Source organism: Empedobacter sedimenti (genome assembly GCF_030005555.1).
GTDB lineage: Bacteria > Bacteroidota > Bacteroidia > Flavobacteriales > Weeksellaceae > Empedobacter > Empedobacter sedimenti.
This window is the reverse complement of record NZ_JASCQG010000001.1, coordinates 71483-98264: the sequence shown is the minus strand read 5'-3', so window position 1 is coordinate 98264 and position 26782 is coordinate 71483. Positions and strand designations below refer to the sequence as shown.

Sequence of the window (26782 nt, the reverse complement as noted above, 5' to 3'; positions counted from 1 at the left end):
ATGAAAAAAATACTTTTTACAATGAGTTTATTGGCTACTTTTTCGGTAGCCAAAGCTCAGAACAACTTACATACGGTTAATATCACAAATTTTGAAGAATTGAAAAATTATTTCAAACAAGATCAATCTAAACAAGTGATAATTTCTGGTCATCGTGGCGGAATGATGACTGGTTATCCCGAAAATAGTATTGAAGCTTTTGAGAAAACATTATCAATTATGCCTTCTTTTTTTGAGATAGATCCGCAACTAACCAAAGACTCAGTCTTGATTTTGATGCATGATGATACATTTGATCGTACGACAACCTTAAAAGGTAAAGTAAAAGATTATACCTATGCTGAACTAAAAAATGTAAAATTAAAAGATCGTGATGGAAATGTAACAAACTTCAAAATTCCGACACTTAAAGAAGCTTTGGAATGGAGCCAAGGAAAAACCATTTTTCAATTAGACAATAAGGGAGTTCCTTACTCTACATATGTCAAATTCTTAAAAAAGAATCCATTTCCTAACGTTGTTTTAGGATTACGTAAAGACGACGAAGTTGCGTATTATGCCAAACATTTAGATCATGTAATGTTCATGAAACCTTTTCATACAATGAATGATGTGAGAAGTTTTGAAAAACTGAATGTTCCGTTTGATCGAATGATTGCTTGGATTGGTGGCGAGGTAAAACCAGAGCAACAAGAAATGATTGCTTATTTACGCAATAAAGGTGTAATGGTAATGATTGCTATTGCGCCAACTACGGACAAGTTGCCAACAGATTTGGAACGAACAAGAGGTTATATCAAACATCTAATAACTCGTCCAGATATCATCGAAACCGATTATCCATCACAATTTGTTAACTGGAAATAAGTTAAAGAGAAGCTAAATTGCTTCTCTTTTTTATTGTACAAAATTGAAAACATTGTAAATTGTGACTTAAATAAATAAGTATGGAACTTGAACATTACAGAGAAGATGAAGATGATTTCAAGATCTTTTGTTTAGAAGGTGTTTCGGATATTGAGGAAGAAAATGATTCGCAATTGTTTCCTTTTCTTGAACATTTGGCGCGTGAATTTCAAATAACAAACGTCTACAAAACCTGCGATAGTATTGAAACTTTTGAAGAAAGTATTAGTAATCTCTTATACCATGATCGAGATTTTAGAGATTATAAAATCATTTATTTAATATTTGAAGGCGAATCAAATCAAGTTCAAATCGATGATTATTATTACAGTTTAGAGGAAATAGCTGAATTCTTTCAAGGAAAATTTACCGATAAAATTATTCATTTTGCTAACACAAAAATGCTTGATTTAGAGGAAGAAAGTTTTCAATATTTTCTCGATGTTACAGGGGCAAAAGCTGTTTCGGGCTATGTTAACCACTCACCTATTTTAAGTACAATTTTAGATCAACATTACTTTTGCTTAGCCAAAAAAATTGATGATGAAGTAGAACTTGTACACGCTCTTTTTGATAGATTTTCAAATCTATGTCTCAAAATGGGTTTTAGGTTATACTATTAATCAGATTTAACAATAAGCTAAAATACTTTCAGTAAATAATCTATTCTTTTACAATAAAAATAAAATGGATAGACGTAAATTTCTTAGAGGATCAGCTTTTATTTCAACTGGTTTAATTCTAAATCCTCTCGATTTATTTGCTCAAAATAAAATCAAACCAAACCTTTCGACAAGCTCTGCAAAAAATATTATTTTCATGATTAGCGATGGTATGAGTTCCGGAACTCTTGCTATGGCTAATTTGTACAACAATCAATTGCACGGGAAAAATGGTAACTGGATAAATCTTTATGAAGAAAATAAAGTAAAAAGAGCTCTGATGGATACGGCTTCTGCAAGTTCTATTATCACAGATTCAGCCGCTGGAAGTTCTGCTTTTGGTGGTGGAATTCGAGTAAAAAACGGTGTATTGAATATTGGTGCGAACGGAGAACATCATGTTCCGATTTGGCAAAAATTCAAAAAAGCTGGTAAAAGAACAGGTTGCGTTACAACGGTTACAATTACACACGCAACTCCTGCAGGGTTCTGTGTTAATTCTGCAAGTAGAAATGCCGAACCAAAGATTGCAGAAAAATATGCCGAGATTGGAATAGATGTTTTATTAGGTGGTGGTGACGAATTTTTTAATTCATCAAAAAGAGAAGATAAGAAAGATTTGTATACGTTATACAAAAAGAAAGGCTATCAAATTGCGAAAACAAAAGAGGAATTAGTAAAAACTCAGAACAATCAATCTTTGTTAGGCGTTTTTAATACTGGTGCTATTCCTTATGCAATTGATCATAAAAATCTCGAAAAAAATAAATCAATTCCTACTCTCGCCGAAATGACAAAAGTTGCGATTGACAATTTAAAAGGACATCAAAATGGTTTTGTATTACAAGTTGAAGCTGGAAAAGTAGATTGGGCTGCGCATGCAAATGATGTTGCTGGATTAATTAATGATCAGGTTGCGTTTGATGAAACAATCAAAACGGTGATGGATTTTGCAGAAAAAGATGGAAATACGTTAGTCATCATTACCACTGATCATGGAAATGCAAATCCTGGAACCATTTATGGTGCTGATGCAAACAAAAATTTTGAAAGTATCCTCAATTATAAATATACCAACGAACATATTTTGAATGAAATTCATGATGAATTTAATCTGCAAGAAATAAAAGATTGGATTGTAGAAACCAATGGTTTTAGCCTAACTGACGAAGAAGCAAAACATATGTTAGATTTTTATAAAGGTTTAGAGAAAGAAGAAGGTCTTTACAATTTTAAGAAACTTCCGTTCAAATTTTTCTCCGAAATTCAGAAAAAACATAATAGTGTTGGATGGATTAGTATGGATCATTCGGGCGATTATGTAGAATTAGCAATGTATGGACCAGGAAGTGATTTGTTAAAGCCTTTTGTTAAAAACACAGATCTTCATCAACTTATGTTACAAGCAACAAACGTAAATGCTTAAATAAAAAAACCTCTCCAGTTGGAGAGGTTTTTTTATTTTTTTTGCAGATATTTCACCCAATTTCCAAAGTAAATAGTTTTTACTTCTTCATCATCGGAGTAAAACTTAGAAAGTTCTTCATCTAACCATAACTCAATTGTAGAATAATCTTCCTTCTTACTTTCTACAACATTTGTAATATTACTTTGTGTTGTAAAATATAAAACTAGATCCTTTCTTGTAAAAGATATTGGATTTTTAAAATTTTGCTCATAATAATTTGCAAATCCTTTATTCATCATATTCTGTCTACTCCAATCATATGTATTATTCCTTTTTGGAGCAGGGAATTTTTGTTGATAAACATCTTGATACCAATTATTGAAAAGTAGAGTATTTTCCATTTCAGAAATAAAGAAATTATCATACACAACTAGCCAATAATTAGACTTTAATAATCTATAAGCTTCATTAAGAAATTTATCTATATCAAACCAATGGATACCAGAACAAACAGTAATTATTTCAAAAAATTCATTCAAAAACGGTTGACTTTCTGCAATTGCTTTCTGATATATTATTTTCTCATCTTTGATCGCATTTTTTAGCATTTCATCAGACAAATCGGTTCCATGAACAATTGAAACAATTTCTGTAAGTGCTTTTGTAGACAAACCTGTACCGCAAGCAACATCCAAACCTTTATCTAATAATTGATCAATTTGTAATTGTTCTTTTACCTTGCGTATTGTATTTTGATGAAAATAAGGTCTACCAATAGAGTATCTTTTAGCAGCATCTTCTGGATCAAAATAGTTCATCAATTACATCGATTGAGCTTTATTTCCTTCGAAATGAATCATCCATGGTGTACCAAATTGATCAATAAAAGAAGCAAATAATTCAGCAAAAAACTGCTCTCCCAAAGGCATTTCTAAAACCTTTGCATTAACTGATAATCGATCATATAACTTATGCGCTTCTTCTGTATTTTCTACATCTAACATTACATAATTATTGTTTCCTCCTTGGTATTTTTGACCAAACTCTTCCACAATATCAGAACCCATTAGCATAGTTGTTTCATTAATAAACAAAGCAGTGTGCATTACTTTGTTTTTAGCACTTTCTGGGACTTGAAAATCTGGGCTTGGCGGCATATCCCCCATTTTATGCATCCCAATATTTTGCGTATCAAAAACAGTTTCATAAAATTTGAAAGCTTGTTCGCAATCTCCATTAAAATTTAAATAAGCGTGTACTTTAGCCATAATTTTGTGTTTTTTTTGTTATTTAATTGTTTATTTTATCAAAGATTCTCCATTTTCATCCGTTGTTAAAACATCGGTCATATAATCTAAAAATGGTTGAAGTACCAAAATAGATTTTGTAACCTTTTGCGGAAAATCTTTCGCTAAAACTTCTTCTTCTGTATAATTCTTGATAAATAAATACTGTTTTTTTCGTAACAACTCTATTCGTTCATGTTCTTTCGAAAAACCTTTCGGCGCTGATTTTACTTCCTCTCCTTGCATTTCTCCAAACTCTTTCTGAATAGTTTTAGATTGAATAATTTTTTGTAATTCGTCAGATGCTTCAATTTCTCTTCGAATTCTTAGTAAATCATCTCTTTCTGGTTCCCAAAAGCCGATACCAATAAAACATCTATTGGGTTGAATATGAAAATAAAAACCACCTCTTTTATAAGGCTTCTTACTTCCTGTTTGCGCTGAAAAATGCGTTTTGTAAGGTGTTTTATCATGCGAAAAACGAACATCTCTGTAAACTCTAAAAATTTTCAAAGGTTCTAATTCCATTTTTTTACTTAACTCTTGATAAATCGCATTAAAAATTAAATCAGCTTCACTTTTCGCTACATCAAATTCATCTTTATGTTCGGTAAACCATTCTCGGTTATTATTTTTCTCTAATTTTTTTAGATATGTATAGATTTCTGACATTTTTTTATTTTTTACGATTGATAAAAGCACTTTCGTATCGATCAATCCATTGTTGTGGTGTTATTTTTTGTGCTAATTCTCCAATTAATTCGAACGGAATATCATCCACTTTTTTGAATCGAATACAACTTTTTCCCATATCTAATTTTCGTTTCGAATGTTTAGGATATTCTCCTACAAACCAATTTAATAACTTTTCGTCTGCATAAATTCCCATGTGATACAAGGCTATAAAATTCTTCTGCGAAGCCACCCCAACAAAAGGCAAAGGCGACTTAGGATCGCAATGATAACCGTTTGGATATAATGAATGAGGAACGACAAAACCAATATGTCCGTAGCTTAATTGTTCTTCAAAACCAGTTGGTAAATTGGTTTTCAAAATTTCAATTATCTGCTGAACGGCGTCCTTTCTTTCTGCTGGAATTGAATCTAAATATTCTTCAAAACTTACTACATTATATTGCATTATTTTCTGTATTTATCATTTAAACCTTTACCTTCCAAAATCATCGGTTTTATTTTTTCGATTCTAGTCAATTTTGTTTTCTCTTGTTTCGCTTCTTCTATATATTCTATGTATTCCTTTTGTTTACCCATAGTTAAAGTTTTAAATGAGGTAAACAATGTATCATCTTGATTTAAAATATCTTTTAATAAACCATTCACTTCTTTTGGTTGAGGTTTTTCAGGTTTAATTTCTTTACCATCTTTAACTAATTGAATCGCTTCTAACACATATTCTCTTACTTTTACAACATCAATTTCATCAGCAGAATTAAATCGCCATTGACGCAAAACTTTTGTTTTTTCTTCGTTTGCATTAACTAAAACACGATAAGAATCTTTCAGTAAAACACCATTGTAAAACCATAAAGCAAAATGATTTTTGAAACCGCTAAAAGCCAAGACATTCTTTTTATTGTAAGTGTAAACATCACCGCCCCATTTGAATTCCTTAACTAATTCTGTTTCATTTACAACTTGTTGAATCTTCTCATTCGCTTCAGCCCAATTACCATTGTATTTTGTCCATTCACCAGATTTCTGATCTTTCATCAAATCAGCTTTGTACAAGATAATTTCTTGCAATAATTTATATGGTAAAACTTTATCCAAAGGAAACTGTATTGCACCTTTTGAAGTTTTAAAATCAATTAAATCAGTTTTAAAATGTTCAATTGCCTCAGCTCCAGGATATACTCCTAAATGATTTTTAAACATCGCAAAATGTATCAAATTACCATTTAATCGAAAAGTGGGCATCTTGTAATTAATCGTTTCGGTTGCTTCTGGTACAATCTTCTGAATAAATAGTCTAAATTCTTCTAAAATTTCACGCTTTTCACTAACAAAACCGTCAATATATTCATCAATTGTTGTAAAATTTTCTCTCATTACTTAAGCTTCAGCTAAACCGAAAACTGCACCAGCAGGATCTTGTATAATAGCAAATTGTAGTTTTCCTTCTTTGTTTTTAATTTCATGCATAGAAGTACCACCAAGCTCTAAAGCTTTTGCTAAACTTTTGGCAACATTCTCTACACTAATGTACATAATCCATTGTGACGGAATCCCTTTGTTTACGCCACGTTTTGTACAAACACCACCCGAAGCTCTATCAGGAGCTGACATCATTGCATAGTCATTGTATTCTTCTTCACCATCTTTCATGGCTACGTTTTTAACTTCCCAACCAATGACTTCTTTATAAAAATCTTTCAATTCATCCGCGTTTTCTACAGTCAAATCTGTCCAAACAACTTGTCCTATTGTTGATTTATTTTCTTCCATTATTTTGTTTCGATATAGTGTTTAAAATTATTCAGAATAGCCTGCCAACCTGCTTGTTGCATTTCTTCTGAGTTTTGATTTTCTGGATCAAATTGAATCATTATTTTAGTTAAATTATCTTCTTCGTGAAAGTTAATTTCTACTTTTCGTCCATCAGCTATGTAATAACGAATAAATTTATTTGGAATAATTTCATCATATTTTGCTTCAAATTCAAACTGAAAACTGCCATCTTTTGCAGCCATTGTACTTTTTAGATTTCCACCAACTTGCAAATTATTTTCAGCTTTTGGACAATGCCAATCTTCCGTTGCAAAATTCCATTTCACAATATCTTCAGGATTGTTATAGGCGTTCCAAACTATGTCTATTGGTTGATTAATAATCGTTTCTATTGTTATCATTTCTTTATTGTTTAGGTTTCATAAAATCAAAAGCTCCTTTGCGTAAATTAACTCCATATTCTAAAGAAGCTTTCAAACATGCTAAAAAATTTGCCCAACCTTCTGTTTGTCCAATCACTTGTTTTATTCCATCTTCGTCATCATTCATTTCATGTTCAATTACTTTAACAATTGTAGAATCATTATCTCCTTTTTCGAGAAAAATTTCGACCAACATACCATCAACACCGCCACTCCAATCAAACGAGATGTAATTATTTTCCGTAATTTTTGCTCCTGTTACAGGGAAAATATCGTCAAACTCAGGAAACTTCCACTCTACAATTTTACCCGTTTCTAAATCTCCTGTAGAAGACGAAATAAAATATTGATTCATTTTATCTCCTTTAATAATTGCATGAAAAACTTCATTTTGAGGTTTTTGAATCTGAATAGATGCTTTTGCGGTTAATTTCATGTTCTAAAATATCTTGAAACTAATTTAATCAAATTTTAAATTAATTATTAATTCTATAAAAAAAATAAACAAATCTTTATCAAACCAATAATTTAATCTCACAAAACCATGATAATATTAATTAAGAAACTAAAAACTTTCCTACATTTATCCTATTGTAAAATTAGATCTCACGTGAAAAAAACGACGCAAAAATTAACTCTACTTAGTTGTATATTTCTTAGTACACTAAATTATGCGCAAGATGCAAAGGCAGATTCGGCCTATGTACGCGATAACTACGAAAAAATAGAACAAATGATACCAATGCGCGATGGTACAAAGCTATTTACAGCTATCTATCGTCCGAAAGATCAATCCAAAAAGTATCCTGTTTTACTTAACAGAACGCCATATACAGTGGCTCCTTATGGTGCAAATGAGTATAAAAAATCACTTGGAAACTTCCCTGCTGAAATGCGCGAAGGTTTTATTTTTGTATACCAAGATGTACGTGGAAAATGGATGAGCGAAGGTGTTTTTGAAGATGTTAGACCGATTAACACAACCAAAAATAAAAAAGCAATTGACGAAAGTACTGATACATATGATACGTTAGATTGGTTGTCCAAAAACCTGAAAAACTACAATCAAAAAGCTGGAATGTACGGAATTTCGTACCCTGGTTTTTACTCGACTATGAGTTTGGTTAATTCTCATCCAACCCTAAAAGCCGTTTCGCCACAAGCGCCTGTTACCAATTGGTATTTGGGTGACGATTTTCATCACAATGGTGTATTATTCTTGAATGATTCGTTCAACTTTATGTCTGTTTTTGGTGTTCCTCGACCTGAACCTATTACGCCAGATAAAGGACCGAAACGTCCTGAATTTGAAATAAAGGATAATTATCGTTTCTATTTGGAAGCAGGTTCTGTAAAAGAATTAGAAGCTAAATATTTCAAGAAAAATATCAAATTTTATAATGATTTATTTGCTCATCCAGATTATGATCAATTTTGGCAAGATCGAAATCCTTTACCACATCTTACAAGTGTAAAACCTGCTGTAATGACAGTTGGTGGTTTTTTTGATGCCGAAGATGCTTACGGAGCTTTTGAAACCTATAAAGCTATTGAAAAGCAGAATCCAAATGTAACGAATATATTAGTTGCTGGTCCTTGGTTTCATGGTGGTTGGGTACGATCTAAAGCTGATACATTTGGTGATATGCAATTTGGTTCGCCAACAGGAGAGTATTACCAACAAAATATTGAATTACCTTTTTTTAACTATTATTTGAAAGAGAAAGGAAATTTTAAACCAACAGAAGCGCAAATTTTCATCACTGGATCTAATGAATGGAAACAATTTGAAACTTGGCCTCCAAAAAATGTATCTACTCAAAAACTATATTTACAAGCAAACGGAAAAATAGCTTTTAATTCGTCTACTACATCAACAACATTTGACGAATATATTTCAGATCCTAACAATCCTGTTCCTTATCAAGGAGGCGTTTTGGAAAGTAGATCAAGAGAATATATGGTGGATGATCAACGATTTGCTTCTACTCGTCCAGATGTAATGGTTTATCAAACAGCTGTTTTGACAGAAGATATTACAATTACAGGTCCGGTAATTAATCATTTATTTGTTTCGACTACTGGAACAGATGCAGATTATGTAGTAAAACTGATTGATGTTTTTCCTGAGAATTCACCTAAGTATAATGGAAAATTAATGGGAGGATATCAAAATTTGATCAGAGCTGAAATAATGCGAGGTAAATACCGTAATAGTTTTGAAAAACCAGAAGCGATTGTACCAAATCAGAAAACGAATGTAACGTATGCAATGCCAGATGTTGGACATACCTTCAAAAAAGGACATCGCATTATGATTCAGGTTCAGAACACTTGGTTTCCGTTAGCTGATCGCAATCCACAACAATTCATGAATGTATATGAAGCTACTGCAAAAGACTTTTTGAAACAAACACAACGAATTTATCATGATTCTTACATTGAAGTTCCAGTTTTAAAATAATTTTATAAAATCCAGCTTATGAGCTGGATTTTTTTTACAAATTATCTAACGGTGATCGAATATTTTGAATCGTTTTTCTTGATACATGCGTATAAGCTAGTGTCGTTTTGATATTATTGTGACCCAAAAGTTGTTGAATAAGTGAAATATCTGTACCAGCTTCTAGCAAATGTGTCGCGTAGGAATGTCGTAAACTATGAATACCTACATTTTTATGAGAAGGAGTTTTTTTCAATCCATTTTTGAAAATCATTTGTATTGTTCGCACGTTATATTGTTGATGAAATCTATTCTCGAACAAATAAATTTGAGGACAATGCTCTTTGTAATAAGTCCGTAATTCATCCAAAATTGAATCTGGTAGAACAACTACTCTATCTTTTTTACCTTTCGCATTTTTGAGATGAACTAACATGGAATCGCTATCAATATCTGAAATTTTAAGAGAAACAATTTCGCTTACACGTAAACCCATCCCGTAAATGCATTTCAGAATTAACAGATGTTTTTTATTATCTATTACTTCAAATAAATTCTTAATTTCTTTTACTGACAATACTTTTGGTAATAAATAAGGTTTTTTGGGACGAGGGATATTATAAACCACTTTTGGTTGATACAAAACTTTTTCATAGTAAAACTTAATCGCATTCATTTTAGAATTTATAAAATGTTCTGTCAATTTTAAATCTTCTGCACAATATACCAAATACCTTCTTATTAAATCGGTCGAAATATCGTGGGGATCATAGTTTTTAAACACAATCAAAAAATTATGAAACTCAGAACTATAAGTTCTAATTGTGTTTGGACTATACGACTTAAGCTTAAGAGTCTGAATATAATCGTCATAAGCTTTTTGTTGAGAGTTTGATAAACTAGCATTTTTCATAGAATAGACGAAATTAAATAGACGAATAATAATAATTTCCTTAAATTACAAAATCAAAATATAACTAATTGATTTTAAGTAATTAATATCAAATAAATATATTTTGATAGTTTAATATTATTCGTATATTTACGTGTTAGCAGAAATAGTAAAATGAAAGACCGCTATAAGAACAATTTATTTTTCAATGATGAAAATGAATATTCAAATTCCTATCAAATTCAATCTTTTGTGGAAGAAGTGTTCGAAAAAGAAAATATAACCATCAATCTTTTTCCTATTGATTTTGATAATCATTTTACAACGAAAGAGAAGAAGAAAATAATTTCAGAATGGTTGGATATTTTACCAAACTTAAATAAATTAAAATCATTATCTATAAGACATAAAGTTGATATTGAATTTTTTCAAAAAATTTGTCAAATAGATTCTTTAGAAAGTTTGGAAATTTGGAGTTCTAATATAGCTGACATTTCTGAAATTACTAAACTTAAAAATTTAAAAAGATTAGACTTAGAAGGTTTTAACAAACTCATTAACATTAAACCAATTACTAAACTCAAGAAATTACAAAAATTATCAATTGAAAAAAGTTTTATAATTGAGAATTACAGGTGCATTTCAGAATTAGATAATTTAATCGGTTTACAATTAAATGGAGATCTTTTCACACCCAAAAATCTCAAATTAGAAAATATTTCTTTCATTAACGAACTTGAAAATTTAGAACATTTAGATTTATTGAATTGCAATATTTTAAGTAAAGACTTGTCACCAATCAACGAATTGAAAAATCTAAAAAGATTAGACATTAATGAAAAAGTTAGTAGTGATATGAAAAAATCTATTTTAGAAAGTAATAAAAAACTTAATTCTGGATTTTTTGTAGATTGGGATTTTCAGCTAAACAAATTTTACCCAGGAAAAGATTGGTGAATACTACTTCTGCTAACATTGGTAATCGTTGCACAACTCAAAACTCAACAAAATAAAATCATATATGACCTCGTTTAAGCCTTTTTAAGCGAGGTTTATTTTGGGTTAAAATGCAAATGAGTTAAAAAATAAAGTGGTTCTACAAAGCGGATTTTAAAGTCTAATTCACCTATTTTAAAAATAGCATGCTGTACCTTTGGTAAGGCACAGATTTGGGCAAGTAATTTGGACTTTTTAGGCGTAAATTTCAGGTATTTCTTCAGGTTATAGCAAAGAGCAGCTAAGAGAACATGTTTGTTCGCTTGGGCCATTCCTCGGCTATTGATACGTTTCATATTGTGATGGTTGATTAAAGTACCTAAAACTGGTTCTACCGTTGCACTTCGTCTCTTGACCATCTGTTTAAAATACCGTTTATTCTTGGTAATTTTCTCGTGCATCCGATCGTACAAGGGCTTGTGAATGCTGTCATCTAACTTCTTAAACTTGCTCACTTTACCACAGCATTGGGCTCGAAGGGGGCAATCTTTACAATCCCTTTCACTGCTTCGGTAACTTTTCTTTTGGTAACCTTTACTATCGGTTAAAATACGTTTAAATGGTAAAATCGCTCCATTTCCTCCTTCTTGAATGCATTGATATTGGTCTTTTTCTGCTAGGTAAATAAAGCCTTCACGTTCGGGTTTGTATTGACCAAAATTGGGTATCCAAGCGTCAATATTGTTGTCCTCGCAATACTGCAAACTATCGCCACTACTGTAACCTGCATCGGCTAATACTTGATCGATTTGCATCTCATTACCCTTTAAATTTGCCAAGGTTTGATTCATGATTTCTGAAAAAATCGCACTGTCCTTGCTCCCTGCTGTACTGGCACAGGCGCCCGTTATGACATGGTGTTTATCATCTACGGCTAATTGACCTGCATAATTTAATTGCCTCGGTTTTCCTGGTTTGGTAGAGATTTTTGCATCGGGATCGGTAGGCGAATAATGCGTGTGATTACTTAAGAATTTTGGCCGAATTTCTTCGCCATATTCATTGATTTGGACACTTTTTCGGGCGGCAGGCATCGCTTTAAATTCTTCTTTTTTCCAATTATGATGTTGTTCAACTAACTTTTTACGTGTTGAAGTGACTTTATATTCACTATTTTCTTCTAATTCGTTGACATATGCAGAAGCATCTTCTAAAACTTCTTTTTCAACCAAACTATCCATGCTGGCATTGGCCTTGATAAATGCACTATCAACCGCTTGACGACGACCTTGCACCATCCCTTTTTTAACGCAAAGACTTAACACTTGACGAAACAATTCTAAAAAAACTTCTTCTCCTAATAATTGACGTGTTCGGCTAATGGTTGAGTGCCAAGGTAAATCTTCATTTAAATCATATCCTAAAAAAAAACGTACATCTAAACAATTGCTACAGTAGCGAATCAATGCCCGATCGCTGTTGATGTTGTTGAGATAACCCACCAATAATATCTTGAAAAAGACCACAGGATCAATACTTTTTTGACCTTCTTTTCCATAATATTTTGAGGTCACTTGATAAAGAAAATCAAATGATAATTCTCGCTGTATTATTCGATAGTAATTATCCAAAGGTACCAATCGATCCAAACTTAAATCGTAAAATAATTGGGGTGTAAATTCTTTTTTGCCTTGCATAATAACAAGTTAAGAAATTTTACGTTATTCTAGTTGTGCAACAGGCACATTGTATTGGCAAAATGCGGGGTTAAATGTATAATAGAAAGATTTGTAATATTTACACGCCAATACTTTTTCTGTTAGCTGCAATTGTACTCGAGAATTATAACAAAAATGATAAATTTTAGAAATAGTTAACTCCAAATAAAATACAAGTTTATGAATCAAATAATGAGAAAATATTCTTACTCTTTAATATCTTTATTTCTATTGAATAGCTATGTATTTGGACAAACTAAACAAGATTCCATTGAGATTAAAAAAATTGCCCTCGATTATATAGAATCTCAACATAATCCAGATCCCAATCGAATGGCTAATGCTCTACATCCAAGAATGGTAAAACGTACTTTTTGGAAAGATAAAGGTACGGGAAAGGATTACATTCGTGAAACAACAACTGAGTCAATGATTTTGCTTGCTGAAAGTTATAACAAAAATCATGATAAATTTCCTTCTAATCCTAAAAAGGAGGTTATTATGCTTGATATCTCAGAGCGGACAGCATCTGTTAAATTGATTGCAGATGAATGGATTGATTATATGCATATTGTAAAAATTAATAATTATTGGAAAATTGTTAATATACTTTGGCAATATAAAGACACAAAACAACACTAATTTCGACACAACTACAGATAACATTGTATTGGAAAAATATGGAGATTTGTTATAATCGAAAGATTTGAAATATTTATCCGCTACTGCTTTTCGTATAATCTTTTTTCTTTAACTTAGTTTATCTGAAAAAGTATCAGCTCAGTTTGTTCGTTCTTTAACGTTTAGTTTTTCGTAAACCCAAACTTCGTTTATACTTTTCCCCTTAGCAGAATTTTTAAAACCATATATACTATGATGAGAAAGTTATTATACAATTTGACACTATTTTTTTTTAGTATATCTATTTTAGGACAAGATAAAATTGATGATAAATTAAGGGATAAGGAATTTTATAACGCTACAAATAATTGGTTTTATGCCTGGAAACTAGTAAGTAAAGACATCTACAAAATTAATAACGTAAGACCAGTCGATTTTATTTTTTTTGATGATAAATATGTTTATTCTACTTCGATGCAAACTGTAATCAATGGTACTCACGTTAAAGGGCATAATCTAATGAATCTAAAATTTCAATGGAAAAAAAAATTACATAATAATTCATTAATTTTACCTGATAAATCTGTTATTACTATAGGTATAATGTCTTTTGCTGCAAACAATGCCATTGATAATAAACCTTTTTTTGTGATGCCATTACCTAATTTTTGGAAACAAAAAAAAAATTCTAGCAAAGAACTTGGATTAGAAAATCTGATTACTGGTATTTTTATTCACGAATTTTCTCATTCTCAACAAATGCAAAATTTTGGTAAAAAAATATCAGAATTTGAAAAGCAAAACGACTTCCCTTTTGAATTTAATGATAACATTATTCAGAATCTCTTTTCTAAAGATACAACGTATGTAAAATTATATAGAGAAGAAACAGAAATGTTGTATAATGCTGTAAATAAAAAAGATTTGGATAAGAACTTAGTAAAGCAAGCTTTATCTAATTTAACGCAACGACAAAAAGAATATTTCAAAGAGAATTATATAAATTTAGTCCAAATAGATGACTTTTTTCTTACTATGGAAGGATTTGGACAATACTCAATGTTTTTGTGGTTAAAACATCCTAAAGGAGGTAATATAAAAAAAGAAACTGCAATTAGAGGAGTAAGACGTGGAGGGAAATGGTGGTCTCAAGATGAGGGCTTTGCTTTATTTCTAATTTTAGACGAGTTAACTTCAGCAAAAAATTGGGCTAAAGACATGTTTGGTAATTCAACCGAAAGTTCAACTAATCTCATATATAGGTACATGAACTAAACGGCAGAAAATTTATGCTGTCAAGGCAATATTAAAATACTAAGGTAACAAAAGTATTTCGAAAGCTTTTGAAGCTAAAATCGTTAACAAAAAATAAAATTAGATAATGGGACAAATTAAAATATATGGAATAAAAGAGCATTTACATCCAATTAGAGAGAAGGTTTCAGAAATTTTCCATGAATGTATGATGGATGCATTTCAATATCCAAAAGAAAAAAAGCACATAGATTCATTTATATTGAGAAAGATAGTTTTTTTTATTTTTAAGGACGAACTGATAAACATACAATAATTGAAATCAACGTCTTTGAAGGACGAAGTGTTGAAGCCAAAAAAAAACTTTATTCTCTCTTATTTGACCGATTTGAAAATGAATTAGACATATCAGCAATGGATTTAGAAATTACAATTTTTGAAACACCAGTGCACAATTGGGGAATACGTGGAAAAAGTGCAGACGATCTTATACTAAACTATAAAGTGAACATTTAGTTCATTTAAACACACTATATTAGCAAAACACGAATTAAATATATAATAGAAAGATTTTCTTTTATAAAAACGTAATATAAAATTGAATATAGAACAAGAACAATTATATAAATACTTAAAAAAATTTAAATTCATAAAAGAACAGGATATTGAGTATTTTATAAATCATGGTCAATCACTTAAACTTTCAAAAGGAGATTATTTAGTACAAGAAAATCAGATTTGCAAAAATTTATATTTTATACATGAAGGTGCAGTAAGTATTTTTATTTTAAAGGATGGTAATGAATACGTTAAAGATTTTTCCCTAAACAATAAATTTATAACTTCTTATACAAGTTTTCAAACAGAAAGTCCTTCATATTTATATTTACGTGCTGAAAAAGATTGTTATTTAACTACTTGGAATAAGACTTTCTTGGACAATTTAATAAACAACAACAAATCATGGATGATGTTTGCTAAAAATATTGCTGATTATTTATTCATCCGTAAAGAAAAAAGAGAAATAAGTTTGTTATTGGACAATGCTGAAACTCGTTATCTAAATTTTTTGAAAGAATTTCCTCAAGCTTTTCAAGAATTTCCTCAATATTTTATAGCTAGTTATTTAGGTATCAAACCTCAATCATTGAGTAGAATTAGAAAAGAATTGCGTTAGAATATTTATTAACATATGTGAATGGATTAACAATCACTAGTTCATTGTTTTGTAATACAAAAAAAGACAATGGGAAAATTAATTAATATTATTGCGAGGTTTACATTTGGTACAATTCTAATCGTCTTTGGATTAAATCAATTCTTTCATTTTATAAGACTCGATAATTATTCAACAGAAGCACTTTATCTAATTCAAGCATTCCAACAATCAAACTATATTCTATATTCAGTTGGGATAATACAAATTATTCTAGGAATAGCACTTTTTATAAATAAAAGAATTCTCCTAGGATTAATACTATTCGCTCCTATTCTACTAAATATACTACTATTTCATTTCTTTAATGATTTGTTTGGATTAATCAAAATATTACCAACATTTTTATTGTATAGCTACTTTGTATTTTATTATAGAAAAGTCATTAAAAACATATTTAAGCAACTAGATACATGAAAAATTTCACCACAAGATTTAAGATTACATTCACCATTATTCCATTATTTACTATAATTATTACTTCTGTAATGGATTTGAATAACTCACACATGACTAACCCACTTTGGCCACCGCATGCTAAGTTTCATTGGGCAGCACAATATTTTGCTACCATTAGTATTAGTTTTATAAGTTTATGTTGTCTTTATAGTAAATATGAAGAAAAAGGAAGTAGATTTTCAAAATTATTTATCGGATTAAGCCCTCTTTATTTTTGGGGAATGTTTATACCCGCAATTTTAATGCCTGGTACAAGTACAGCGCCGGATGGAATAATTATACCATCTAATTTCCCTAAGTTGTTAACTATTGTACATCCAAATTTTATATTAGCTGGTGTTATTACAATTACTTCCATTATTTTCACATTGAAGGAATTAAAAAAGTTATAAAATCTGAATACGAAATCTAAGGGAGAAACTTTCAGTTTCTCCTTTTTTTGACACAACAACCTTTTATATATCCTTTTTTCATAAATTTAGAAATTAATAAAAAACTGTTACTTAGATTAGTGTAAGATTGAAAATTTAGACTTTCTACCCCATCCTATCGCTAATATACAGTCCGTTTCAACGATCGTCATCAAAACATCGAACAAGTACTATTATGAGTGTTTTTACCTATCATCTAATTAAACTTTCAATTTTTGAATCGCTAAAATTGATGATTTCCCCACTGAAATCGAGAAATATTGAAGGTCTAATTTATGCTGAAACCATGTCTGCTATGATTTTAGGTTCTCCTATTTATTCAACATCAAGATTTTTGTCAAATGAAATTGTTGTTTTTGCCCAATGGGAAAATGAAAATGCACTTGACAAATTTTTATTGATCAATCCAATAGGAAAAAAATTAAGCAAAAGCTGGTATCTAAAGCTTGAATTTATTCGACGATGGGGAAATATTTCTGGTTTTCAGATTCCGAAAAATAGTAACCAAGATAATATTGAAATAAATCCAGCCGTTGCTGTTACTCTTGCAAGAATGAAGTTCATGCAGATTCCAAGATTTATTCGCTGGGGAAGACCTGTAGAAAAAATGGTTAGAGATCATTCTGGAACTACTCTATCCTTGGCTTCAATTCGTTATCCAAATCTTATTTCTACATTTTCTATTTGGAAAACTCAAAAAGAAATGACCGATATGGTTCATGGACACAGTAAAATGCCACAACCAAAAAGGCATTTCAATGCAATGAAAGAACGAAATAGGAAAGATTTTCATTTTGAATTTACAACTTTAAGATTTAAAGTTCTTGCCGAATTTGGAGAGTGGAAAGGAAAGTCTAATTTTACGCTTATTAAGAATAATTAAGTATGAATTTCGCACATTCTATGCAAAAATTCCAAGATTGGTTTACGCAACAATGGATTATCATTTTTGGAAAGAAAATTAATCCAAAGGACGAATCTTGGCTTTTTGGTCCGTTCGGTGAAATTGATGGAATTGGAGAAAAATTCATTAACGAACTTGCAGTAAAAGAAAATTTAACCATTTCAAGAAATAAAAACTCTGTCGGATTATTAAAGTCTTTTAATTCATTAAACTTACCTGAATCAGAGCTGAACAGACTATCTAAAAACGTAATTGACTTTTACGAAAATACTTCTGATTACAAATTATATTTCAAAGTAAGATGGAATCCTTTCTTCAAAAATTTTGGTTTTGTTGTCAACAGACTATTTAGTCAGCGTATCAATCAACTAAATATTCCGACAGAACAAATTAATGAAAATGAAGTATTAACAAGCGAAATAATTCAACTAATCGACAAGCAATCTGAAGAAGTAAAATATACTATTTGGTTAAGAAAAATAAAATCATCTAGTTTAGTAATTTATTCAGGAATATATGGAACCTGCATTTTACCGTCAGGAACAGCCTGCATTAAAGCTATTTTTCCTCTCCCAAAAGGAAATGCTACTGTAATTTTACAGCCAAAAATTGGTGATAACCGCGAATTAATATTACAATCAATTGGAAAGAAATTTGGAGATCCTGGTTTCTATTTTCTTCTAAACGATGCTAAAAATAACTATTGGTCGCAATTTCATTCATCATTTACAGACGAATTAATTGTAGGTGAAGAAAATCAAAAACTTCATGCAAAACAGACATTAAAACTTTGGAGTTTGAGAGTTGCTATTTTTGAATATGTGATGGATAAATAAACTAGATACAACATTGTATTAGCAAAATGAGCGAGTTACATTTCTGCTTCGCTCAGTGTACGAATTTAAAGTACAAAAAGTAGAAGAATATATTCTCCCCTACTATTTATATTGTTTTTTTCTTTAATTTTAATACTACTGAAGAAGCATCTCAAATTTAGAACAAAAAGTATGAGAAAAAAAGAATCCACAAATTTTGAGAATGAACAGACACTTAATAATTATTGCAATGCAAACAAAAATCTTTCTCTAATTTCTGGAAGATGGAAACTGTCAATACTGTTTTCATTATTTGAAAAAGATATGCTATATCATGAATTCAAACAAGTTATCCCAAATATTAGCGATCAAATTCTTTCGAAACAATTAAATGAGCTTCAAAAAGACAAAATTATTACAAAATACAAAACAAAAACTAGCTCAACATACCAGTTAACTTCAGAAGGACGAAATATTCAAAAGTTACTGATAGCACTTGCAAATTTTAAACTATAAAGTATCAACAGATTTTGCTTTATCGCTCCAACACTCTACTAATTTTTTGTAACACTCTGATTTTAATCGCAAAGCATCTATAGTAACAGTTGTAATTGGTAGTCTAAAAGGAATTTGTTTTTGATTTACTTGCTCATAAATTATTTCAGCTATTTTTGTGGGATCTCCTTTTTGTTTTCCATCCTTGTCTTTGAAATTAGAACGAAGATTCTTAAAAAAATTTTGATATTCAATGATTTCTTTATTCGCAAAATTAATTGAGCTTCCGAAAAAAGATGTTCGCATAGGACCTGGTTCTACAAGCATAACCTGTATACCAAAAGCCTTCACTTCTTCTGCGAGTGATTCACTCATTCCTTCAATTGCAAATTCCGCAGATGAATATGCTGAGTTACCTATACCAGCGAGAATACCTAAACGAGATGAAATTTGAACGATAACTCCTGATTGTTGCTTTCTCATTTGAGGCAACACTGCATTAATCAAACTCCATTTCGAAAAAACATTAATCTCAAATTGTTTTCTGAGTTCTTGAACCGAAATTTCTTCGAATAATCCAAACATACCATATCCAGCATTATTAACCAAAACATCAATTCTGCCTTCGTTTTTTATAACATCTACAATTACGGATTCAAACCTTTCGGATTGTTCTAAATCTAAAATATAAATAGTGATTCCTAAAACTTCTTCTTCCAATCTTTTTTTATCTTCTTCCTTTCGAACAAACCCAATTACCTTATCTCCATTTTTATGAACAATATTAGCTATTTCTCTTCCTAAACCTTTAGAAACTCCAGTTATAAGCCATTGTTTTTGATTTTTCATTTCAATATTTAATTTATCTGTCAAAATTATTGTTGATCTATTGAAATTACAAGAACTAACAAAATTGTGAGTATGATAAAAAAGTTCAGCTAACATTGTAGCGCCAAAAAGCGAGATTGTACAAAATCGAAGATTTCCCTTTCTTTATATTCCAAAAAATGTTTGTTTTTGTTAAATTTACCAAAAGCATAATAGCTAGGACTACGTTTCTATAACTACATAAAATCATCATAATTTACATGCAAAAAACTTTTCAACTGATCTTCATTTTTATTTTAGGTTCGTTTTCATATACAAAAGCTCAAAATACTGATTTTGATTACAATAAAATCACTAAAATTTCTGATAGTATAAAAGTTCAAAATATAACCATTCATAATTTATTCAAATCTCAAATTATTGCGCATAAGAATAAAAAATTTGATTCTGCAATCATTGTAAAAAATGTTTATTTACCGCACAAAAAACTATGGGACAGTTGTTATGCGCAAATTTTTGGTGATGAAAATGCGAGTCGTTTTAATACTAAAGAAGGAATGATTAAATGGAACAAAACTCTATTTGACAAAAATAAAAACGAAAATATTGATCGCACTAATACTATTACGAAAATAAATATCAATAAATTATTCAAAAAGAATCTTAAAAAATTCAATCGTTTAGTTCCTTATCAACCAAATGCCAAAATAAGTATTTTGTTTACACCGATTACAGGAATTGGTTTCGGCGGATGCGATGCCCAACAATTTGCGCTAGAATTAAATAACAAATCAATAGACATTGTTTACACGCTTGAAAAAGGATTGCCACATGAACTAAATCATCTGGTTTACGAAAAATTTAGAAATAATGATATTGATAGAAATTCAGCTTTAAGTCAAACCATTGATGAAGGATTTGCGTGCTATTTTACTTACATTTTCTTTGACAAAAAAATTCCAGAATATGAAGCTGTTGAGAACATGACAAAAGAAAATTGGGATTGGTACGTGAAAAATGAAAAAGCAATATTCTTAAAAACAAAATCGTATTTTCAAGATACTTCGGGGAATAATCCTTTGTTGAGAAATGATAAACATAAAATTTTCCCAGATGCTCCAAAATCTCTGAATTACTGGTTAGGATATCGAATTATATCGGAATATGTGAAAAAACATGGTCCTGATTCGTGGAAAGACATTTACAAATTAACAGCAAAAGAAGTCTTAGAAAAAAGTGGCTACGAAGAATATCTTGAAAAATTATAGTTATAGCCAACTTTGTATTTTATCAAATTGATAAATATTTACTTTACTCAACGTCTTTATAATCTTTTTATTAAATTAGTTTACGTAAGCATTCCCCATGTTTTTACAATATCTATAATTTTATGAAAAATAGTAATACTAAATATATTCATGACAACTTCATTGAGAAAGAAATAATCTTAAGTCATTTTGGTATAGATGAAAAGAATTTTGATGAGTTAATTGAAGCTAAGATTATTCCTGGTCCGTCTTATACATTTGAAATATCTCGAAAAATAACTTCTACTTTAAATGATTCTATTACAGAAAATTATACAGAAGAATATTTTTCTAAAAATACTGTGGTATTGATTGATAAGTATTTAAAATCAAATTTCAGTTTCGAATACGGAAAATCAAACTTTAGAGAAAAATTCAAAAAAATCTTAACTAATCATGAAAATAAAGAGTTTGCTTACAACAATATTTTTAAGACAACAGGAATTGATGAAGCAAAATTTGATGAAAACTTTGAGGACGAGTGGGATTTCTATATAAATGGTGGCTACGGAATTTGCACTTTGAATGCAACTGAACAAGAGATTGTAGAGAAAGAAATAGTTGTAAAAAAAATTATGAAATTATATAATGATAGTTTAAATAGAGATTTGAATGATGAGGAAATTAAAGAGTTAATTTCACTAGATATACAGTTTAACAAAGTAGCTGCACTTTTTGCTCCATATCAAAGAATTAATAGTAGTAGAGGAAAGTATTTGGATCAATTATTAAAGAAGAATAACCTCGAAGAAAGAATAAAAAACTACGAGTAATAGTATCAGAACGGAGTAATAATTTAGTAACTAATGGTATAAAAACTTCAAATGGATATAGAAAAATTCAGAGAATATTGTATTACAAAGAAGTGGGCAACAGAGGGTTTTCCTTTCAAAAACTTACCAGATACATTGGTATTTAAGGTGGCTGGTAAAATGTTTGCCGCAGTAAGCATTAACACATTCAAAAGCATTGGTGTAAGATGTAATTCTGATGAAATTGATGAATTAAGAGCAACGTATCCCGCACTACAAAAACCATCATACTTTAGCGATAGACATTGGACAAAAATTGTTTTAGATAACTCATTATCAGATGAATTTATTTTTCAATGGATTGACAACTCCTATGATTTAGCACTAAAAAAACTAACAAAAAAGGAGAGAAATAGTTTAGAATAAATACTTCTTCTAAAAAAAAATAAACTTTATTTACTCAAAATTTTACTTCTCAGAATAATCTTTTTCATTAAATTAGTTAATATAACACATTGTATGAAAAAATTTGCAACATTATTATCTATCATTGTTTCATCACAACTCTATTGTCAAAAAACACCAATTCAAATTTTACCATCAGGACATATAATTACAAAAGCCAAAATTGATGGTAAAGAAGGAAACTTTATTTTTGATACTGGCGGAGGAATAAATTTATTTTTTGATAGCTTCGCAAAAGATCTAAATCAGAAATCAACTTATAATTTTATCACAGCATATCGCGCAACAGGTGAAAAAATTATTGCACCCATTTACGAGAACCAAGAAGTCAACTTTGCTGGTAAAAAATTTAGTCACATTCCCTATTCTACTTTTGATATGAAAATAGACGGAATTGATGGTTTGATTTCACTACAAATGTTTAGTGAAACAGATTTTATTCTTGATTTTGTAAAAAAAGAAATCGAATTAACTGATTTTTCTACCATTAAAAATACTAAATCTTTCGATATACAATTAACTACAAATACGGATAAAACAATAGATATTTCCACTTATATCCTATTAAATAATCAATATAAAATTCAAGTAATATTAGATTCGGGAGCCGGAAGTAACTCATTTTGGTTAAGTGATAAACTAATCTCAACATTAGGTATAGATCAAACTAAATTAGAGGCTAGCGAACGAAAAAGCGAGTTTGATGAAAAAATTATTACAAAGTTTTATAGAGGAACGGTTAATACAATTTCAAACCAGTTTGTGACTTTAAATAATCCGAAAGTTGTTTTTGTAGATGGTTTAATATATGAAGGAAAAACAAGTATAAATTGGTTTGGAAATAGAATCGGAATCAGTTTAAAGAATAAAAAAATGTATATACTTGATTAACTAATAACTATTTTTTTTTAACTTTTTTAATCCATTTAAATGACTGAATTTCCAATGAAATTATATCAATTTAAAAAAACCAATAGAATAAGTCTTTTTACGACTAAACTTTGAAACATTTCATGAAAATAACGCCTATTTTTTACATTGGTTTATCTTTCCTTCTCTACCTTTTTAATTGTACACATATTGAAGAAGAAAATCATTATGAAAAAATTGGTCAGCTTAAACTTAATTATACCATTCGTGGAAAAGGTCCTATTATGATAGTAGGTCATATAAATTCAGGTAAAATTGGTTATCAATTAACACTAAAAGCATTAGAGCGAAAATTTACAATGATTTATTATGAACCAAGAGGAACTGGACAATCAGAATCTCCACTAACATTGAATGAATATAACCCTAATTATATTATTGAAGAAATTAACGATTTAAGAAAGCATTTAAACGCTGATAAAATATGGATTTTTGGGCATTCTGATCAAAGTGCAATTGCATTAGATTATGCTCTGAAATATCCTAACCACTTAGATGGATTAATTTTGACAGGAACAAGTTTAATTGGTAATCAAGAAGAAAGTATTCGTAAAAGAAAAGAAACTGAAAATCAACGAAGCTTAGAGTCAGAATGGTTTAAGAATGTTCTACAAGAAATCAATCAAAATAATAAAAATGCTACAATAAAATGGTGGTGTTACAATGAACAAACATCTGATAAAGTTATACCAATAGTAAATAAAATATCAGAAGAAGGAAGGAGAAAACCAATCAACGGTATTTATTGGACAGAGAGTAATGAAATTAGAAATAACTACTTAGAATCCCAAACTCAATTTGAGGCTATCAAAACTAAAACCTTGATTATAAATGGAAAATATGACACAAACAATCCTCCTAAATTTGTAGAACTTTTGCACAAAAAATTACCAAACTCTACATTAGTGATTATTGATCATTCTGGACATTTCCCTTGGATTGAAAACTCTAAAACTACTTTTACAGAAATCAATAATTGGCTTAAAATTAATCTTTAAAAAGAAATTGTATAAATTATTAAACTATATTTAATTAAAATATTTATAAAGTGGTTAAACTAATAGTGCTAATAATTGCTTCAATAATTCTTTTTGTAGTTTTTGTAATTATTTTTATTTCAGGTTTTTTCTATAAAACAAAAAGACTCTTTATCCTTTCAATTCTTTCATTCTTACTGTGTTTTTGTACAGGAATGTATACAATTTATTTTGGTCTTAAGAAAGGAAAAGAAAAAACAGAATCTATAGCCCAAAAATCCATTGAAAAGATTTTCCCCACATTTAATAGCGATATACCTGATACTGAAGCTAACAAGAAGAATTTTAGAAATTTTCTAAAAGTCGATATTACTACAGATGTAAAAGATATTTATTGTTATGATGATGCGATTGGACAAGATTACGATTATATGTTCTCATTTAGCTGCGATACTATCACGAAAAACAAAATAATAGAGCAACATCAACTTGTAAAAGATAGTATTATTGGAAACAATTCTGATGGATTACAAGATGATTTTTTTTGGTGGAATAAAGACATAATCAAAAAATTGGAAAGTTATTCATGGAATTCAAATTCAGATCGTAAAAATATTTATAAGACACTATGGTATGACAAAAAAAATAGCAAAGCCTACTATTTTGAATATAGTCTATAAAATGTATCACTAAATCATAATCAACAAAAAAATATTACAATAATGATTAAAATTACATTGTTGTTTAAGATAAAAAAATTGTGCTATTACTCTACAAAATAACTTTTCCTATTTTTCCTTTATTCCCAACCAGAATCACATACTTTTTATCCGGAGAAACGGTGCAAGCATTGTAACTATCTTTCGTAATATTTGTCCAGTTATGTCCACCATCTGTCGAATAATCTACGCCAGAATAACCACAAACTAATACTTTTTCTTTACTAATAATCGTTACACCAGATTTATAACCAACAGGATAACTCCACGAATCTTGAAAAACAAGTTGATCATTCGCAATTTTAAACTTATAGAAATTATATTTAGAATCTTCTGGTTTTGTAAAATCTCCTCCTACCAAATAACCGACATTATTTACAGGATCGTAAGCCAGACCATTAATACCTGATGTTGAACTTTTCGTTTTCTCTAATGTATACAATTGCCCTGTCTTTGACTTATAACGATACAAATTAGATAGTTCTCCTCCAGAAACAATAAGCGTTTGTTTTCCATCTACGTACAAATTACTCCCACTCGATGCAAAAAAAGCTTCTTTCGGATTCTTCAACCGCAAAGCTTCTCCATTCAAAGATTTTACAACCTCCCATTTATCAGGATTTGTAGTCGTAGATTTCAATACAAAAGGTTGTCCCTCTACAATAGGATCGCCTAAAGCAGTAATTGTTTTCGACTTGTAATCAATATACAAAGCATCTAAAAAGATTCCTTTCTGCGAATTTTCATAAACTTTGCTCCAAGACTTTCCTCCATCATTTGTTTTCAAAATATAAGCTGGCGAATCTATTCCAAGAGCTAAATAGTTATTTTTAGAAATTACTTCAATATCTCTGAAATCTCTATTTTCTACAACTTTCGGGTTAATCCAAGTAAACGTTTTACCACCATCAACAGATTTACCAATAGTATTTTTTGAGCCAGAAACAACAAATGTTTTAGCATCTTCAAAGGCTAATCCTCTATAACTTACAGTCGAATTTTCATTGTTTACAACTTGATACGTCTGCGCAAATGATAAACTCGCTATTAGAATTAAACTATACTTCATTTTTTTGGATATTTGGAGTTAATAATTGTGAGTAATTAAGTACTTCCATAATAAACTCTATATTGTTATCATTCTGAAAATCAATCGATCCACATGCTTCTGGATGAAATTCCCATGTAGAACGATCAGAATTTAGATAATTACTATTAAAACGATACACCATACTATTTTTTTTGTTTACTTTATCGGCAACTATTTTGTGACAATTTTTAATTAAAATAAAAGCTTCATTATCAGGTGTTTTTACACTAAAATCATATAAATCATCTTTCAAATAATCGTTAATAAACCAATCTGTCGGAATAGAATAAACTTTATTCTCAAATTCCACCTCTTTAAACCGAAGGTCTTGACCAAATGCTGCCATAAAAAAAAATAAGAGTATATACTTCATATAA

The 26782-nt window shown here is 29.8% G+C and carries 31 protein-coding genes and 1 pseudogene; 19 read left to right on the top strand and 13 right to left on the bottom strand.

Annotation, left to right across the window (positions count from 1 at the left end):
• The 3 genes from QHG34_RS00470 (at window position 1) to QHG34_RS00460 (ending at window position 2994) form a co-directional block, all read left to right on the top strand.
• The gene (locus tag QHG34_RS00470; protein WP_282628110.1) at window positions 1-867 is read left to right on the top strand and encodes a glycerophosphodiester phosphodiesterase family protein; all 867 of its coding nucleotides are present in this window, start codon (window positions 1-3) and stop codon (window positions 865-867) included.
• A gap of 80 nt (window positions 868-947) precedes the next feature.
• The gene (locus QHG34_RS00465) at window positions 948-1529 is read left to right on the top strand and encodes a DUF6642 family protein (protein WP_282628109.1); all 582 of its coding nucleotides are present in this window, start codon (window positions 948-950) and stop codon (window positions 1527-1529) included.
• 64 nt (window positions 1530-1593) lie between these two features.
• Complete coding sequence (locus QHG34_RS00460; RefSeq protein ID WP_282628108.1) at window positions 1594-2994, top strand: alkaline phosphatase; 1401 nt, start codon at window positions 1594-1596, stop codon at window positions 2992-2994.
• 32 nt (window positions 2995-3026) lie between these two features.
• Here the strand turns inward: QHG34_RS00460 and QHG34_RS00455 are convergent, their stop codons facing one another.
• The 8 genes from QHG34_RS00455 to QHG34_RS00420 are packed head-to-tail and all read right to left on the bottom strand — an operon-like array spanning window position 3027 to window position 7589.
• Complete coding sequence (locus QHG34_RS00455) at window positions 3027-3794, bottom strand: class I SAM-dependent methyltransferase (protein WP_282628107.1); 768 nt, start codon at window positions 3792-3794, stop codon at window positions 3027-3029.
• A gap of 3 nt (window positions 3795-3797) precedes the next feature.
• Window positions 3798-4244, bottom strand: coding sequence for a VOC family protein (locus QHG34_RS00450; RefSeq protein ID WP_282628106.1), 447 nt, complete (start codon window positions 4242-4244; stop codon window positions 3798-3800).
• A 30-nt stretch (window positions 4245-4274) separates the two neighbouring features.
• Complete coding sequence (locus QHG34_RS00445; protein ID WP_282628105.1) at window positions 4275-4934, bottom strand: DUF2461 domain-containing protein; 660 nt, start codon at window positions 4932-4934, stop codon at window positions 4275-4277.
• Between the two features lie 4 nt (window positions 4935-4938).
• Window positions 4939-5403: a DUF1801 domain-containing protein gene (locus tag QHG34_RS00440; protein ID WP_282628104.1), complete on the bottom strand. Its 465-nt coding sequence runs from the start codon at window positions 5401-5403 to the stop codon at window positions 4939-4941.
• Window positions 5403-6332, bottom strand: a complete 930-nt coding sequence (locus tag QHG34_RS00435) for a DUF1801 domain-containing protein (RefSeq protein ID WP_282628103.1) — start codon at window positions 6330-6332, stop codon at window positions 5403-5405. The genes QHG34_RS00440 and QHG34_RS00435 overlap by 1 nt, the downstream gene beginning before the upstream one ends.
• Window positions 6333-6335: 3 nt before the next feature.
• The gene (locus QHG34_RS00430) at window positions 6336-6728 is read right to left on the bottom strand and encodes a VOC family protein (RefSeq protein WP_282628102.1); all 393 of its coding nucleotides are present in this window, start codon (window positions 6726-6728) and stop codon (window positions 6336-6338) included.
• Window positions 6728-7132, bottom strand: a complete 405-nt coding sequence (locus QHG34_RS00425) for an SRPBCC family protein (protein WP_282628101.1) — start codon at window positions 7130-7132, stop codon at window positions 6728-6730. Before QHG34_RS00425 ends, QHG34_RS00430 begins: the two co-directional genes overlap by 1 nt.
• 4 nt (window positions 7133-7136) lie before the next feature.
• Window positions 7137-7589, bottom strand: a complete 453-nt coding sequence (locus QHG34_RS00420; RefSeq protein ID WP_282628100.1) for an SRPBCC domain-containing protein — start codon at window positions 7587-7589, stop codon at window positions 7137-7139.
• 174 nt (window positions 7590-7763) lie between these two features.
• Between QHG34_RS00420 and QHG34_RS00415 the strand changes: the two genes are divergently transcribed.
• Window positions 7764-9617: a CocE/NonD family hydrolase gene (locus QHG34_RS00415; protein ID WP_282628099.1), complete on the top strand. Its 1854-nt coding sequence runs from the start codon at window positions 7764-7766 to the stop codon at window positions 9615-9617.
• Window positions 9618-9651: 34 nt separating this feature from the next.
• Here QHG34_RS00415 and QHG34_RS00410 read toward each other — a convergent pair whose 3' ends face one another.
• On the bottom strand, window positions 9652-10509 hold the full coding sequence (locus QHG34_RS00410; protein WP_282628098.1) for a tyrosine-type recombinase/integrase: 858 nt from the start codon (window positions 10507-10509) through the stop codon (window positions 9652-9654).
• Between the two features lie 153 nt (window positions 10510-10662).
• Here QHG34_RS00410 and QHG34_RS00405 point away from each other — a divergent pair, with 153 nt between their 5' ends.
• Window positions 10663-11445 carry a leucine-rich repeat domain-containing protein gene (locus QHG34_RS00405; RefSeq protein WP_282628097.1) on the top strand — a complete coding sequence of 261 codons (783 nt, stop codon included), beginning with the start codon at window positions 10663-10665 and terminating at the stop codon, window positions 11443-11445.
• A 95-nt stretch (window positions 11446-11540) separates the two neighbouring features.
• On the opposite strand, the gene QHG34_RS00400 is transcribed toward QHG34_RS00405, so the two are convergent.
• Entirely contained in the window at window positions 11541-13121 is a 1581-nt protein-coding gene (locus QHG34_RS00400; RefSeq protein WP_282628096.1) for an IS1182 family transposase, read from the bottom strand.
• 201 nt (window positions 13122-13322) lie between these two features.
• Between QHG34_RS00400 and QHG34_RS00395 the strand changes: the two genes are divergently transcribed.
• The 8 genes and pseudogenes from QHG34_RS00395 (at window position 13323) to QHG34_RS00365 (ending at window position 19358) form a co-directional block, all read left to right on the top strand.
• Window positions 13323-13784 (top strand): nuclear transport factor 2 family protein, encoded by a 462-nt coding sequence (locus QHG34_RS00395; protein ID WP_282628095.1) that lies wholly within the window; start codon window positions 13323-13325, stop codon window positions 13782-13784.
• 231 nt (window positions 13785-14015) lie between these two features.
• Window positions 14016-15038, top strand: coding sequence for a hypothetical protein (locus QHG34_RS00390; RefSeq protein WP_282628094.1), 1023 nt, complete (start codon window positions 14016-14018; stop codon window positions 15036-15038).
• Window positions 15039-15323: 285 nt separating this feature from the next.
• Window positions 15324-15533, top strand: a pseudogene (locus QHG34_RS15840) (tautomerase family protein); the annotation flags it as partial.
• An 82-nt stretch (window positions 15534-15615) separates the two neighbouring features.
• Window positions 15616-16194 (top strand): Crp/Fnr family transcriptional regulator, encoded by a 579-nt coding sequence (locus QHG34_RS00385; RefSeq protein WP_282628093.1) that lies wholly within the window; start codon window positions 15616-15618, stop codon window positions 16192-16194.
• Between the two features lie 548 nt (window positions 16195-16742).
• Window positions 16743-17084 (top strand): hypothetical protein, encoded by a 342-nt coding sequence (locus tag QHG34_RS00380; protein WP_282628092.1) that lies wholly within the window; start codon window positions 16743-16745, stop codon window positions 17082-17084.
• Window positions 17085-17355: 271 nt separating this feature from the next.
• A complete protein-coding gene (locus tag QHG34_RS00375; RefSeq protein ID WP_320416877.1) occupies window positions 17356-18006 on the top strand; it encodes a hypothetical protein in 651 nt (216 codons plus the stop codon).
• Between the two features lie 2 nt (window positions 18007-18008).
• Window positions 18009-18863 carry a hypothetical protein gene (locus QHG34_RS00370; RefSeq protein ID WP_282628090.1) on the top strand — a complete coding sequence of 285 codons (855 nt, stop codon included), beginning with the start codon at window positions 18009-18011 and terminating at the stop codon, window positions 18861-18863.
• Window positions 18864-19034: 171 nt separating this feature from the next.
• Window positions 19035-19358, top strand: a complete 324-nt coding sequence (locus QHG34_RS00365) for a winged helix-turn-helix transcriptional regulator (RefSeq protein ID WP_282628089.1) — start codon at window positions 19035-19037, stop codon at window positions 19356-19358.
• Here the strand turns inward: QHG34_RS00365 and QHG34_RS00360 are convergent.
• The gene (locus QHG34_RS00360; protein ID WP_282628088.1) at window positions 19353-20186 is read right to left on the bottom strand and encodes an SDR family oxidoreductase; all 834 of its coding nucleotides are present in this window, start codon (window positions 20184-20186) and stop codon (window positions 19353-19355) included. The genes QHG34_RS00365 and QHG34_RS00360 overlap by 6 nt on opposite strands.
• 239 nt (window positions 20187-20425) lie before the next feature.
• Between QHG34_RS00360 and QHG34_RS00355 the strand changes: the two genes are divergently transcribed.
• The 6 genes from QHG34_RS00355 (at window position 20426) to QHG34_RS00330 (ending at window position 25276) form a co-directional block, all read left to right on the top strand.
• Window positions 20426-21433, top strand: coding sequence for a DUF2268 domain-containing putative Zn-dependent protease (locus QHG34_RS00355; protein ID WP_282628087.1), 1008 nt, complete (start codon window positions 20426-20428; stop codon window positions 21431-21433).
• A gap of 122 nt (window positions 21434-21555) precedes the next feature.
• Entirely contained in the window at window positions 21556-22245 is a 690-nt protein-coding gene (locus QHG34_RS00350; RefSeq protein ID WP_282628086.1) for a DUF6058 family natural product biosynthesis protein, read from the top strand.
• Window positions 22246-22296: 51 nt separating this feature from the next.
• Window positions 22297-22650, top strand: a complete 354-nt coding sequence (locus tag QHG34_RS00345; RefSeq protein ID WP_282628085.1) for an MmcQ/YjbR family DNA-binding protein — start codon at window positions 22297-22299, stop codon at window positions 22648-22650.
• 93 nt (window positions 22651-22743) lie between these two features.
• On the top strand, window positions 22744-23580 hold the full coding sequence (locus tag QHG34_RS00340) for a retropepsin-like aspartic protease (protein ID WP_282628084.1): 837 nt from the start codon (window positions 22744-22746) through the stop codon (window positions 23578-23580).
• A gap of 122 nt (window positions 23581-23702) precedes the next feature.
• The gene (locus QHG34_RS00335) at window positions 23703-24617 is read left to right on the top strand and encodes an alpha/beta fold hydrolase (protein ID WP_282628083.1); all 915 of its coding nucleotides are present in this window, start codon (window positions 23703-23705) and stop codon (window positions 24615-24617) included.
• A 50-nt stretch (window positions 24618-24667) separates the two neighbouring features.
• Entirely contained in the window at window positions 24668-25276 is a 609-nt protein-coding gene (locus tag QHG34_RS00330; protein ID WP_282628082.1) for a hypothetical protein, read from the top strand.
• Window positions 25277-25367: 91 nt separating this feature from the next.
• On the opposite strand, the gene QHG34_RS00325 is transcribed toward QHG34_RS00330, so the two are convergent.
• Both QHG34_RS00325 and QHG34_RS00320 read right to left on the bottom strand, forming a co-directional pair.
• The gene (locus QHG34_RS00325; RefSeq protein WP_282628081.1) at window positions 25368-26384 is read right to left on the bottom strand and encodes a YCF48-related protein; all 1017 of its coding nucleotides are present in this window, start codon (window positions 26382-26384) and stop codon (window positions 25368-25370) included.
• The gene (locus QHG34_RS00320; protein ID WP_282628080.1) at window positions 26374-26778 is read right to left on the bottom strand and encodes a hypothetical protein; all 405 of its coding nucleotides are present in this window, start codon (window positions 26776-26778) and stop codon (window positions 26374-26376) included. Before QHG34_RS00320 ends, QHG34_RS00325 begins: the two co-directional genes overlap by 11 nt.
• Window positions 26779-26782 lie beyond the last annotated feature (4 nt).